The sequence below is a fragment of the Streptomyces sp. NPDC056987 genome, from assembly GCF_042673865.1.
GTDB lineage: Bacteria > Actinomycetota > Actinomycetes > Streptomycetales > Streptomycetaceae > Streptomyces.
In genome coordinates, this window is record NZ_JBHURV010000003.1 from 174700 (window position 1) to 187634 (window position 12935).

Consider the following 12935-nt stretch of genomic DNA (forward strand, 5'->3'; position numbering starts at 1 on the left):
GCTACTCCCCCGCGTCGAGCTGGTTGGCCCACAGCTTCGGGTCGTCCACGTTCTCCTTGGTCACCAGCGGCGCGGGGAGCTGGTCCTCGAAACCGCCCGGGATCTTGATGACCGTGGAGCCGTGGTCGGTCGGCCCGGCCGCGGGCTTCTTGCCCTCCAGCGCCTGCTTCGCCCAGTACAGCGCGTACGTCGCGTACAGGTCGGCCGGCTGCGAGACGGTGGCGTCGATCTTCCCGGCCCGGATGGCGTCGAGTTCCTCGGGGATGCCGTCGTTGGAGACGATCGCGATGTGCCCGGGCTCGTCCGGCGCCTTGAGCAGCTTCTTCTGCTCCAGCAGCGCCAGGGTGGGCTGGAGGAAGACACCGCCCGCCTGCATGTAGATGCCGCCCAGGTCGGGGTGGGCGGCGAGGGTGGACTGGAGCTTGGCGGAGGCGACGTCGCCCTTCCATTCGGTGGCCAGCTCGAAGACCTTGATGCCGGGGAACTTCTCGGTCATACAGCTCTTGAACGCCTCGGAGCGGTCCCGGCCGTTGATCGAGGCGAGGTCGCCCTGGAACTCGGCGACCTTGCCCTTGCCCTTCAGCCGCTCGCCCAGGAACTGGCAGGCCTTCTCGCCGTACGCGCGGTTGTCGGCCCGTACGACCATGTACACGTCGCCCTGGTCGGGGCGGGTGTCCACGCTGATGACGGGGATCTTCTTCTCGGCGAGCGTGCTCAGCGTCTCGGCGATCGCCCCGGTGTCCTGCGGGGCCATGACGACGGCCTTGGCGCCCTGGTCGGTGAAGACCTGGACGTTCGAGACGAGCTTTCCGATGTCGTTCTGCGAGTTGGTCAGCGGAAGCGCGCGGACCTCGCCGGCCTTCACGCCCTTCTCGATGTACTGCTGGTAGGAGTTCCAGAAGTCGCTGTCGCTGCGCGGCAGATCGATGCCGACCGCGCCGCCGTCGCTCCCCTTTCCGCCTTCCTGATCACGATTGCAGCCCGTCAGGGCCGCCACCGCGACAAGTAAGAGGGCGCAGGCCGAGGTGGCGGTCGTACGAGGTCTGCGGAGTGGGGAGCGCCCCACGGTGTGTCCCGGCATGGAAGTCACGTTCCTTGTCACTTCGGTGTGAGTGCGGGGTGCGCTGTTCTCAGGGGGCAGGGTTTCAAGGGGGTTTCAGGGGGCGGGGCGCAGGCGGAGTCCCTGCATTCCGCCGTCGACGGCGAGCGCCGTTCCGGTGACGGCCGCGGCGGCCGGCCCGGCGAGGTAGGCGACCGCCGCGGCGACCTCGGCCGCGGTGACCAGCCGTCCCGTGGGCTGGCGCGCCTCCAGGGCGGCGCGCTCGGCCGCGGGGTCCTGGGCCTGGTCGAGCAGCCGGCCGACCCACGGCGTGTCGGCGGTGCCCGGGTTGACGCAGTTGACGCGGATGCCCTCCCGTACGTGGTCGGCGGCCATCGCCATGGTCAGCGAGAGGACCGCGCCCTTGCTCGCCGAGTACAGGGCGCGCTGCGGCAGCCCGGCGGTGGCGGCGATGGAGCAGGTGTGGGTGATGGAGACGGCGCCCGGTCGGGCGAGGGCCGCGTGGCGCAGATGGGGCAGGGCGTGCCGGGCCGTACGGACCATGCCGAGGACGTTGATGTCGAGGACGCGGCTCCACTCGTCGTCCGGGTTGTCCTCGACGGTGCCGATGGCGCCGATCCCCGCGTTGGAGACGAGGGTGTGCAGGGCGCCGAACTCCGCCGCCGCCGCGTCGACCGCGGCCTTCACGGCGGCGTCGTCGGTGACGTCTGCCGCCAGGGGCAGGGTCCCGGCGGGCGCCCCCGTGGTGTCCCGGTCCAGTACGGCGACCCAGGCGCCGCGCTCCAGGAGCAGGGTCGCGATGGCCGCGCCGATGCCCGAAGCGCCGCCGGTCACCAGGGCGCAGAGCCCGTCGAAGTCGCGTGCGGCGGTCATGAAGTGATCTCCTCGGTGGTGCGGCGGGCCTGCCAGACGGGCCCTTCCGGGTAGCGGTGCGCGGCGATCGACTCGGGGAGCATCCGGGCGGAGAAGCCCGGCGCGCCGGGGGCGGCGTACCGTCCCGAGACGATCACCACGGGGTCGGCGAAGTGTTCGTGGAGGTGGTCGACGTACTCGATGACCCGGCCCTCCCGGGTGCCGGAGACGGCGACGTAGTCGAACATCGCGAGGTGCTGGACGAGTTCGCAGAGGCCGACGCCGCCGGCGTGCGGGCAGACGGGCACGCCGTACTTGGCGGCGAGCAGCAGGATCGCCAGGTTCTCGTTGACGCCGGCGACACGGGCCGCGTCGATCTGGACGTAGTCGACGGCGCCGGCCTGGAGGAGCTGCTTGAAGACGACCCGGTTGGCGACGTGCTCGCCGGTGGCCACCTTGACCGGCTGGCCGGCCCGTACGGCGGCGTGGCCGAGGATGTCGTCGGGGCTGGTGGGCTCCTCGATCCAGTGCGGGTCGTACGGGGCGAGGGCGGCCAGCCGGTGCAGCGCCTCGGGCACGTCCCAGCGCTGGTTGGCGTCGACGGCGATCCGCACGGCGGGGCCGACGGCGGCGCGGGCCAGTTTCATCCGCCGGATGTCGTCGTCGAGATCGCCGCCGACCTTGAGCTTGATCTGCTCGAACCCGTCGGCGACGGCCTGTTCCGCGAGGGCGACCAGCTTGCTGTCGGAGTAGCCGAGCCAGCCGGGCGAGGTGGTGTACGCGGGGTAGCCCTCGGCGCGCAGCAGGGCGGACCGCTCGGCGCGGCCGGGTTCGGCGGCGCGCAGGATGGCCAGCGCGTCGTCCGGGGTGAGGACGTCGGTGAGGTAGCGGAAGTCGACGAGCGAGACCAGTTCCTCGGGCGTCATGGTGGCGAGGTACTCCCAGACGGGCAGTCCCGCGCTCCTGGCGGCCAGGTCCCAGGCGGCGTTGACGACGGCGCCCGCGGCCATGTGCATGACGCCCTTCTCGGGGCCGAGCCAGCGCAGTTGGGAGTCGTGGGTCAGCTCGAAGTAGAGCGCGCCGAGATCGGCCGCGGTGAGCGGTGCCGGTCTTCCGACGACGTAGGGGCGCAGCGCCTCGATGGCGGCGGCGGTGATGTCGTTGCCGCGCCCGATGGTGAAGCAGAAGCCGTGTCCCTCGGTGCCGTCCTGGGTACGCAGCACCACGTAGGCGGCCGAGTAGTCGGGGTCGGGGTTCATGGCGTCGGAGCCGTCGAGCTGTTCCGAGGTGGGGAACCGGATGTCGTGTACCTCGAACCCCGTCACGGTCTGGCTCATGCACGCCCCTTGTGAGAAGAACTTCTTCAAGAACGGAGAAGAACATCGGATCTCTTCAGTCATCCGATGTATAGCGCCATTGACGTGCGGACGTCCAGAGCCCGACGTCAATTCACGGCCACAGCTCGGATGAATCGATGGGAGGGTCGGCGAGAAATGGCTACGCTCCCTGGCCCATGACCCGGTGCGGAAAAGTGCACGGAGCGTGTGCGGAGCGTGCACGGGGCTGCGGGCGGGCAGCGGTGAAGCCGTAAGGTTGGTGCGTACAAGAGAGAACTTCGGAAGGAGGCACTGGGTGATCGAGCTCGAGGGGGTTCCCGAGCTGATCGACCCGGTCATGGTGGCCGCGTTCGAGGGCTGGAACGACGCGGGCGACGCCGCCTCCACAGCGGTGGGTCATCTGGACCGGGAGTGGAAGGGCGAGGTGTTCGCGGCGCTCGACGCCGAGGACTACTACGACTTCCAGGTCAACCGGCCGACGGTCTTCATGGAGGGCGGCCTGCGCAAGATCACCTGGCCGACCACCCGGCTCTCCGTGGTGCGGGTCGGCGGCGAGAAGCCCCGTGACCTGGTACTGGTCCGCGGCATCGAGCCGTCCATGCGCTGGCGCTCGTTCTGCAACGAGCTGCTGGGCTTCGCCCATGAGCTGGGCGTGGAGATGGTGGTCATCCTGGGCGCGCTGCTCGGCGACACCCCGCACACCCGGCCGGTGCCGGTCAGCGGGGTCACCTCGGACACGGACCTGGCCAGGACGATGGATCTGGAGGAGACGCGGTACGAGGGGCCGACCGGCATCGTCGGCATCCTCCAGGAGGCGTGTACGCACGCGGGCGTGCCCGCGGTGAGCCTGTGGGCCGCCGTACCGCACTACGTGTCGCAGCCGCCCAACCCGAAGGCGACGCTGGCGCTGCTCAACCGCCTGGAGGACCTGATCGGTCTGCGGATCCCGCTGGGCGAACTGGCCGAGGACGCCCGGGCCTGGCAGCTCGGGGTGGACCAACTGGCCGCCGAGGACAGCGAGGTGGCGGAGTACGTCCAGTCGCTGGAGGAGGCGCGGGACACCGCGGAGCTTCCCGAGGCGTCCGGCGAGGCCATCGCCCGGGAGTTCGAGCGGTATCTGCGGCGCCGGGACGGCGGCCCAGGCCAGGCGCCGGGCAGCCACGCCACGGAGGGCGGTGACGGGCCGTCGTTCCTGCGCGACACGCCGGGCGGCCGGGACACCCCCGGTGGCCGCGCCCGTCCGCCGCGAGCGCCGCGCGGCGGCGCCGGTACGGACAAGGGCCCCGGCCCGTCCGGGCCTTCGGGTCCCCCGGGGTCCTCCGCGCAGGAGAAGGACCAGGGCCCGGGTCAGGACCGCGAGCAGGACCGGGAGCGCGAGCAGGGCGACGACGGAGATCCGTCCGAGGACTGATCGCGGCCGCTGTGCACCAGCGGCGGAGCGGTGGAGGACACGGAGGGGCGGCGCCGGCCGGCGCCGCCCCTCCCTCTGTCCCTCACGACTGCCGTACGGCTTCCGTACGCCGTGTCAGATGTCCGTACGACGTGTCAGAGCGCGACACCGAGCAGCGCGTCGACCGTACGGGACACCACGCCGGGCGCCCCCTCGTCCGTGCCGCCCGCGCTCTCCTGGAGCGCCGCCCAGCGGTCGACGGCCGCGAGCGCCGCGGGGGCGTCGAGGTCGTCGGCGAGCGCCTCACGGACCGCCTCGACCAGCGCCTCCGCCGACGGCCCGTCGGGCCGCGACACCGCGGCCCGCCAGCGCGCCAGGCGGTCCACGGCGTCCTGGAGGACCTGGTCCGTCCACTCCCAGTCGGAGCGGTAGTGGTGCGCGAGCAGCGCGAGCCGGATCGCCGCCGGGTCCACGCCGTCGCGGCGCAGCGCCGAGACGAAGACCAGGTTCCCCTTGGACTTGGACATCTTCTCGCCGTCGAGGGCGACCATGCCGGCATGCACATAGGCCCGGGCGAACGGGTGCTCCCCGGTGAGGGCCTGCGCGTGCGAGGCGCCCATCTCGTGGTGCGGGAAGGCGAGATCGCTGCCGCCGCCCTGGACGTCGAAGCCCATGCCGAGGTGGTCGAGGGCGATGGCCACGCATTCGATGTGCCAGCCGGGCCGGCCGCGGCCCAGCGAGCCGCCGTCCCAGCTCGGCTCGCCGGGGCGGGCCGCCAGCCAGAGGATCGGGTCCAGGGGGTTCTTCTTGCCCGGCCGGTCCGGGTCCCCGCCGCGCTCGGCCGAAAGGAGCCGCATCGCCTCGGCGTCCAGCCGGGAGACCTCTCCGAAGTGCGGATCGGCCGCCACGGAGAAGTAGACGTCGCCTTCGAGTTCGTACGCGGCACCGGCGTCGCGCAGCCGTTCCACCAGCGGCACGATGCCGGGTATCGCCTCGACGGCGCCGATGAAGTGCTGGGGCGGCAGCATCCGCAGGGCGGTCATGTCCTCCCGGAAGAGCGCCGTCTCGCGCTCCGCGAGCCCGACCCAGTCCTCCCCGTCGCGCTGCGCCCGCTCCAGCAGCGGATCGTCGACATCGGTCACGTTCTGGACGTAGTGGACCTGCCGCTTCGTGTCGAGCCATACGCGCTGCACGAGGTCGAACGCGTTGTAGGTCGCCGCGTGACCCATGTGGGTCGCGTCGTACGGCGTGATGCCGCAGACGTAGATACGGGCGACGGGACCGGGCGCGAGGGTCACTCGGCCATCGGTCGACGTGTCATGGATCCTGAGGTCGCGGCCCTTGCCAGGCAGGGCGGGGACCTCGGAAGCGGGCCAGGCATGCATGTCATGAGCCTAACCGGACGGAACTTCCGGATACGAACCGGATACGCGCCATTGGCCGGTTGGGCGCCCTTGCGCGATCCGCCCCCGGGTGCTCCACGGGGACGGGCGCGGGCCCTCCCGGGGAACCCTCCCCGGTGTCACACGGGCGGCCAGGGGATCGCGGGCCACTGCCCCGACGGCTCGGGGTGACGGCCCGTGTGGCGGAGGTCACGGACCCGGGAGCGTACGGCGTCGGTCTCGGCCGGGGTGATGAGTTCGGCCAGTCGGGTGGCGAGGGGCGCGCCGTCCGCGAGGGCGTCCGCCAGCCGGGCCAGCACGCCGAGCGCCTCCTCGGTCAGCGGCTCACCGGCCCAGCCCCACAGCAGGGTGCGCAGTTTGTCGTCGACGTTGAAGGTGACGCCGTGGTCGATGGCGTAGAGCCGGCCGCCGGGCGCGGGCAGCAGATGGCCGCCCTTGCGGTCGCCGTTGTTGATGACCGCGTCGAGCACGGCGAGGCGCCGCAGCCGTGCGTCGTCGGCGTGCACCAGCAGGGCGGTCCTGCCCTCGCCCACCTCGGCGAACCCGACGGCCTTCCAGCCGTCGCCGGGCTCGTCGTCCTCGACGAGGGCGAGCAGCGGGGCCACCGCGAGGGCGTCGGCATCGGCGCCGCCCGCGTCGTCATCGCCCTCGCCGTCGCTCCCCGCGCTCGCGGCGGTCTCCGCCGGCTCGATCCACAGCTGGCACATGCCCTCGCCGTACGGCCCCTCGCGCAGCACCGTGGGCGGGACGAGCCCCCACCCGGTCGCCTCGGAGACCTCGTACGCCGCCACCTCGCGCTGCGCGAGCGTCCCGTCGGGGAAGTCCCACAGGGGCCGCTCCCCCGCGACGGGCTTGTAGACGCAGTGCGCCGTGTGCCCGTCGTAGGAGACGGAGCAGTACAGCACGGCGTTGGACGCCTCCCGGATCCGGCCGCGCACGGTCAGCTCGCCGTGGGTGATCAGTTCCTTGACGTCAGGACCCGCGTCGGTCCGGACTCCGTCGGCCGGTCCCTGGGCGGCCGGACCGGCCGTGGGCGTGGTCACGCGCCCCGCCGGTATCCGTTCTGGCGCGGGCATACGTGTCCTTCCGGGTCGAGCGGCAGGCTGCACAGCGGACACGGCGGCCGGCCCGCGTTGACCACGTCCAGGGCGCGCTTGGCGAAGGCCCTGGCCTGGGCGCCGGAGAGCCGCACCCGGAGCATCGGCGGGCCGTTCTCCTCGTCCTGGAGCAGCCGCTCCTCGGCCTCGGCCAGATCCTCGTCGGTGTCGGCGTCCAGCTCGACGAGCGCCTGGGCCTCGACGATCATGCGCTGTTCGTCTCCGTCCCAGGCCAGCGCCATCGTGCCGACCCGGAACTCCTCCTCGACGGGGGCGTCGAGCGGGGCGGAGTCGGTGATCTCCGAGGGCGCCATGGCCGGTACGGGGGCGTTGCCGCCGGTGCGGCGGACCACCTCGTCCAGCAGTTCGTCGATCCGCTCGGCGAGCGCGGCCACCTGTGTCTTCTCCAGGGCGACGCTGGTCACACGCCCCGCGGCGGACGCCTGGAGGAAGAACGTACGGCGCCCAGGCAGCCCGACCGTACCGGCCACGAAGCGGTCCGGCGGGTCGTAGAGGAACACCTGACGGGACACGTCCTGTCTCCCTTGGAAATCGTCGTGGAACATCGGAAAGGTCATGCGGAAAGGCATGGAGCGGACCGGAGGTCCGGGCTGGCCGCCCGGTCACGCGGACGGCGCGTCCACCCTACTGCGCGGAGCGATCACGGTGCTCCCGCGCCGCCTCCCACGACGCCGTCGCCGCCACCGGCGCTCTCGCGCGGCGCCAGTCCGGCGAGATCGCCGGTGTCGCCGAGGCGCAGCACGAACGGGCGCAGCCGGGTGTAGCGGACGGCGGTGAGCGAGCACGGGTCCACATGGATCCGCTGGAAGAGGTCGAGGTGCATCCCGAGGGCGTCCGCGACGAGCGCCTTGATGATGTCGCCGTGCGAGCACATCAGAACGACGGCATCCTCGCCGTGCTGCTCGTCGATCCGCGCGTTCCACTCGCGGACCGCCTCGACGGCGCGCGCCTGCATCGCGGCCATCGACTCGCCGCCGGGGAACACGGCGGCCGAAGGGTGCTGCTGCACGACCTTCATCAGCGGCTCGTCGGCCAGTTCGGCCAGTTTGCGCCCCGACCAGTCGCCGTAATGGCACTCGCCGATCCGGTCGTCGGTCCGGAGGGCGAGCCCGGGACGGGCGTCCAGCAGCGGCTGGAGCGTCTCCCTGCACCGTTGCAGCGGGCTGCTGACGACGGCGGCGAGCGGGATGTCCGCGAGCCGCCCGGGCAGCGCGGCGGCCTGCGCGGCGCCCCGCTCGTCCAGGGCGATACCGGGCGTCCAGCCGGCGAGCAGCCCCGCGGTGTTGGCGGTGGACCGCCCATGACGTACGAGGATCAACGTGGCCATGCCCGCAAGGGTAGGCGCTCGGCAGGGGTGCGCAGCGGGCGCGGGACGGCCGGGGGATGCGTCCGGCGCCGGGAAAGGGAAGAATGCCCGCCGTGATCGTGGACTGCGCCATCTACCGCGGCGGGCGCCGCACCGACGGGCCCGCCGACTTCTCCGACGCCCTCGCCGCGGCGCGTGCCGAAGGGGACGCGTTCCTCTGGCTCGGGCTGCACGAGGCCACGGAGCACGAGTTCGCCCTCGTGAGCAGCGAGTTCGGGCTGCATCCGCTGGCCGTGGAGGACGCGCTCCACGCCCATCAGCGCCCCAAGCTGGAGGTCTACGACGACTCGCTCTTCGTGGTGCTCAAGCCGGTGGTGTACGAGCCGCGGGGGGACACCGTCTCCACCGGTGAACTGATGGTCTTCATAGGCGACTCCTTCGTGGTGACCGTCCGGCACGGCGAGGGCGCTCCGCTGACGGCCGTACGCAGGCGGCTCGAAGCCGAGCCGGAGGTCCTCAGGCACGGCCCCACCTCGGTGCTGTACGCGGTGAGCGACGCGATCGTCGACCACTACGTCGAGGTCGCCGACGAACTCCAGCTGGACCTGGAGGAGCTGGAGGCGGAGGTCTTCTCCCCGGACGCGGGCTCCTCGACGCCGACCGCGGCGCGGATCTACGACTTCAAGCGGCAGGTCCTGGAGTTCCGCCGGGCCACCGGGCCGCTGGCGGCCCCCATGGCGCGGCTGGCGGGCGCGGGCGTGCCGTTCGTGCACGAGCACGCGCAGCCGTTCTTCCGGGACGTCAACGACCATCTGCTGCACGTCAACGAGCAGGTGGAGGGGTTGGACCGGCTGCTCACCGACATCCTGTCCGCGCATCTCGCGCAGATGGGCGTACGGCAGAACGACGACATGCGGAAGATCTCGGCATGGGCGGCGATGGCGGCCGTACCGACGATGGTCGCGGGCATCTACGGCATGAACTTCCGGCACATGCCCGAGCTGACGTACGTGTGGGCCTACCCCACCGTGATCGCCCTGATGGCGGTGGTGGTGTTCGGGCTGCACCGGCAGTTCAAGCGGCGCGGCTGGCTCTGAGCCCGCACGCGGCGGCCGTACGGGACCACAGGGGCCTCAGAGGGCGGGCGCGGGGGTCGCGGGGCCGCCCAGCGGATCCCGGCGCTCGGGCATCGTGAGGCCGACCATCCGGTGCCAGCCGGCGAACCGTTCGTACCCGTACACGGCGTGGATGCCCGCCGCGAGCAGCGCGGCCTTCGGCGCCGGCCAGCCCAGCAGCCGTCCCATCCGGTCCATCACCGCGAGGCTCACCTCGCGGTAGACCTGGATCTCCGCGAGGGCGCACTCGCGCAGGGCGCGCTGGACGGCGCGGCCGTGGCCCCGCCGGGCCAGCAGGAGCAGTTCCTCGTGGCAGTAGGCGAGATGGTTGTCCTCGTCGGCGCTGATCATCCTGATCGCCCTGCCGACCTCGGGGTGGTCGCCGAAGTACCTGACCAGCATCTCCATCTGGTCCGCGGCCCGCTGTTCGGTGATCCGGCTGTGGGCGAGATACACGAGGATGTCGTCCTCGGTCAGCGTCTCGTCGCGGCGCAGTTTCGTGTGGGTGAGTCCGATGCCGCGCCGCTCCAGGAGCATGGTGTAGTCGGCCTCGGGCGGGACCTCGGCCGGTTCGAGGCCGCGCTTGCGCAGGAGGGCGCGGAAGATCCTCCCGTGCTTGTCCTCGTCGGAACCGTGGCGGGTGATCTTCGGGGCGAGGTACCGCAGGGACTCGGGCACCAGGGCGGCGATCCGGCCGTTCTCCCAGCCGCCCTGGGCCTCGCCGCTGGCCGCGATGGAACAGAACAGCCGGAAGGACCGGTCGTCGTCCAGGATCTCCTGGAACAGGCTTCGGGCCGAGAGCATCACCGCCACCTCCTTGCAGTCGTCCGCGCTACGAGTCAACGGGCGCGGACGGCACGCGGCAACAGCAGCGGCACCCGACTGAGCCGAAAGGAGGAGCGCGACGCCGCGCCCGGCGCGTAACCGCGTACGCGTGGCGGCGTTGTAGTAGGAGGTCGCGCGGATAGGTGGGGCGGAGGAAGTCCGGCAAGGCGGAGGAGGGAGGCGACGCGGAGTGTCGTCGACTGACGACAACGCCGCCAGGCGCCGCCCATCGGCACGCGACGCCGCCCCACCTATCCGCGCGACCTCTAGGCGACGGCCGTGGTGGGGAAGACCCCCCGAGCCCCCACCGCGGCCGCGGACCTCTCTCCCCCGCGGTCGCGTGTCTGCCGTACGGGTCTACGAGACGAGACCGGCGCGCTCCAGGGCCTCGGAGCCGACCCGCAGCGCGGTGATCCGCTCGTCGAGGGTGAAGCCGGCCGGGGCGAGGGTCAGGGTGGTGACGCCCGCGGCGGCGTAGGCGCTCATCCGGTCGGCGATCCGCTCGACGCGGCCGAGCAGTGTGGTCGAGTCGATCAGCTCGTGCGGTACGGACGCCGCCGCGCCGTCCTTGTCGCCGGAGAGGTACTTGTCCTGGATCTCGATGGCCGCCTTCTCGTACCCCATGCGCCGGGCGAGCTGGTTGTAGAAGTTCTGCTTCCGGCTGCCCATGCCGCCCACGTAGAGGGCGGTGTACGGGCGGAAGGTGTCGGCCAGGGCGCCGACGTCGTCGCCGACCGCGATGGGCACGGTGGGGCAGACGTCGAAGCCGTCCATGGTGAGACCGGCCTTCTCGCGGCCCGCCCGGAGCGGGCGGATCGCCGTGTCCTCCAGGTGCTCGGCGGAGGGGAAGATCAGCAGCGCGCCGTCGGCGATCTCGCCGGTCTGCTCCAGGTTCCTCGGGCCGATCGCGGCGATGTAGAGCGGGATGTGCTCACGCTCCGGGTGGACGGTCAGCTTGAGGGGCTTGCCGGGGCCGCCGGGCAGCGGCAGCGTCCAGTGCTCGCCCTCGTACACCAGCCGTTCGCGGGTCATGGCCCTGCGGACGATCTCGACGTACTCCCGGGTGCGGGCGAGCGGCTTGTCGAACGTGACGCCGTACCAGCCCTCGGAGACCTGCGGCCCCGACACGCCGAGGCCGAGCCGGAACCGGCCCCCGGAGAGCGAGTCGAGGGTGGCCGCCGTCATCGCGGTCATCGCGGGCTGCCGCGCGGGGATCTGGAGGATGGCGGAGCCGACGTCGATGGACTCCGTCTGCGCGGCGACCCAGCTCAGCACGGTCGGCGCGTCGGATCCGTACGCCTCGGCGGCCCAGCAGACGTCGTAGCCGAGCCGGTCGGCCTCCTGCGCGACCGCGAGGTTGTCGCCGTCCATCCCCGCGCCCCAGTACCCGAGGTTGATGCCGAGCCGCATGACCACTCCTTGACTACCGATGAGTAACGTCCCTGTGCCGGGGACTCTAGCGCGCGACACGGGGATCCGTCAGGGGGCGGGTTGTCCACAGGCTCTCTCCGCGTGGGGCCATGGCCAGTAATCTCAAGCCGCATGGAGCAGAGGCATCTCGGCCGTACCGGCCTGCGTGTGTCCCGGATCGGGCTCGGCACCCTGACCTGGGGCCGGGACACCGACGAGCATGACGCCGCCGATCAGTTGAAGGTCTTCTGGGAAGCGGGCGGGACGCTGATCGACACGGCGGACGTGTACGGCGGCGGGGAGGCCGAGTATCTGCTGGGGCAGCTCGTCGAGCGGCTGGTGCCGCGCCGGGATCTGATCATCGCGACGAAGGCCGGCAGCGTGCCCGATCCGTACCGCCGCTTCGACGGCTCGCGGGGACATCTGCTCACCGCGCTGGACGCGTCGCTGGAGCGGCTCGGCACGGACTACGTGGACCTCTGGCAGATCCACGCCTTCGACAGCGACACCCCGCTGGAGGAGACCCTGCACGCGCTGGACATCGCCGTCAGCACGGGCCGCGCACGGTACGCGGGGGTGTCGAACTTCTGCGGCTGGCAGCTCGCCAAGGCCGCGACCTGGCAGATCGCCTCGCCCACGACGCGGACCAGGCTGGCCAGCACCCAGATGGAGTACTCGCTGCTCCAGCGCGGCGTGGAGCGCGAGGTGCTGCCCGCCGCGGTCGATCTGGGGGTGGGGCTGCTGCCCTCGTCGCCGCTCGGCCGCGGGGTGCTCACGGGCAAGTACCGGTACGGCACGCCGGGCGATTCGCGGGGCGCCTCCGAGCAGATGGCGCCGTTCGTCGAGCCCTATCTCGACGAGGCGGCGAGCCGGATCGTGGACGCGGTCGCGACGGCCGCGGAAGGACTCGCGACGACGACGCTGGAGGTGGCGCTGGCGTGGGTGAGGGACCGTCCCGGCGTGGTGGCGCCGATCATCGGCGCGCGCAACGCGCACCAGCTCACGGCGGCTCTGTCAGTGGAGAGCCTTAGTCTTCCTGACGAGATCTGCCAGGCGCTCGACGACGTGTCGGCGCCCGTGCACCGCTATCCCGACCAGGACTGGAGCACGCTGTGAGTA

The 12935-nt window shown here is 72.0% G+C and carries 12 protein-coding genes; 3 read left to right on the top strand and 9 right to left on the bottom strand.

The features are described 5' to 3' along the window. Position 1 precedes the first annotated feature (1 nt). The 3 genes from ACFTZC_RS05245 to ACFTZC_RS05255 all read right to left on the bottom strand — a co-directional run bounded on the left by ACFTZC_RS05245 (position 2) and on the right by ACFTZC_RS05255 (position 3249). Positions 2–1081, bottom strand: a complete 1080-nt coding sequence (locus ACFTZC_RS05245; RefSeq protein ID WP_382886994.1) for a sugar ABC transporter substrate-binding protein — start codon at positions 1079–1081, stop codon at positions 2–4. Between the two features lie 75 nt (positions 1082–1156). Next, positions 1157–1933, bottom strand: a complete 777-nt coding sequence (locus ACFTZC_RS05250; protein ID WP_382886996.1) for an SDR family NAD(P)-dependent oxidoreductase — start codon at positions 1931–1933, stop codon at positions 1157–1159. After that, entirely contained in the window at positions 1930–3249 is a 1320-nt protein-coding gene (locus ACFTZC_RS05255) for an enolase C-terminal domain-like protein (protein ID WP_382886997.1), read from the bottom strand. Before ACFTZC_RS05255 ends, ACFTZC_RS05250 begins: the two co-directional genes overlap by 4 nt. A 295-nt stretch (positions 3250–3544) precedes the next feature. Between ACFTZC_RS05255 and ACFTZC_RS05260 the strand changes: the two genes are divergently transcribed. Next, complete coding sequence (locus tag ACFTZC_RS05260; RefSeq protein WP_382886999.1) at positions 3545–4660, top strand: PAC2 family protein; 1116 nt, start codon at positions 3545–3547, stop codon at positions 4658–4660. Positions 4661–4794: 134 nt separating this feature from the next. Here ACFTZC_RS05260 and mshC read toward each other — a convergent pair whose 3' ends face one another. From mshC to ACFTZC_RS05280, 4 genes are all read right to left on the bottom strand, one after another. Beyond that, positions 4795–6024 (bottom strand): cysteine--1-D-myo-inosityl 2-amino-2-deoxy-alpha-D-glucopyranoside ligase, encoded by a 1230-nt coding sequence (gene mshC, locus ACFTZC_RS05265; RefSeq protein WP_382887001.1) that lies wholly within the window; start codon positions 6022–6024, stop codon positions 4795–4797. Positions 6025–6161: 137 nt separating this feature from the next. Then, positions 6162–7118: an SCO1664 family protein gene (locus ACFTZC_RS05270; RefSeq protein ID WP_382887003.1), complete on the bottom strand. Its 957-nt coding sequence runs from the start codon at positions 7116–7118 to the stop codon at positions 6162–6164. After that, positions 7082–7672 carry a DUF3090 domain-containing protein gene (locus ACFTZC_RS05275; protein ID WP_365810225.1) on the bottom strand — a complete coding sequence of 197 codons (591 nt, stop codon included), beginning with the start codon at positions 7670–7672 and terminating at the stop codon, positions 7082–7084. Before ACFTZC_RS05275 ends, ACFTZC_RS05270 begins: the two co-directional genes overlap by 37 nt. Before the next feature lie 128 nt (positions 7673–7800). After that, positions 7801–8487 (bottom strand): histidine phosphatase family protein, encoded by a 687-nt coding sequence (locus ACFTZC_RS05280; RefSeq protein ID WP_382887005.1) that lies wholly within the window; start codon positions 8485–8487, stop codon positions 7801–7803. Positions 8488–8570: 83 nt separating this feature from the next. Between ACFTZC_RS05280 and ACFTZC_RS05285 the strand changes: the two genes are divergently transcribed. Beyond that, entirely contained in the window at positions 8571–9563 is a 993-nt protein-coding gene (locus ACFTZC_RS05285; RefSeq protein ID WP_382887007.1) for a magnesium and cobalt transport protein CorA, read from the top strand. A gap of 36 nt (positions 9564–9599) precedes the next feature. Here the strand turns inward: ACFTZC_RS05285 and ACFTZC_RS05290 are convergent, their stop codons facing one another. Together ACFTZC_RS05290 and ACFTZC_RS05295 are read right to left on the bottom strand one after the other, a co-directional pair. Beyond that, complete coding sequence (locus ACFTZC_RS05290; RefSeq protein WP_382887009.1) at positions 9600–10385, bottom strand: ferritin-like domain-containing protein; 786 nt, start codon at positions 10383–10385, stop codon at positions 9600–9602. A 378-nt stretch (positions 10386–10763) separates the two neighbouring features. Next, positions 10764–11816: an LLM class F420-dependent oxidoreductase gene (locus ACFTZC_RS05295; protein ID WP_382887011.1), complete on the bottom strand. Its 1053-nt coding sequence runs from the start codon at positions 11814–11816 to the stop codon at positions 10764–10766. Positions 11817–11948: 132 nt separating this feature from the next. Between ACFTZC_RS05295 and ACFTZC_RS05300 the strand changes: the two genes are divergently transcribed. Continuing rightward, positions 11949–12932, top strand: a complete 984-nt coding sequence (locus ACFTZC_RS05300; protein ID WP_382887013.1) for an aldo/keto reductase — start codon at positions 11949–11951, stop codon at positions 12930–12932. Positions 12933–12935: the final 3 nt, after the last annotated feature.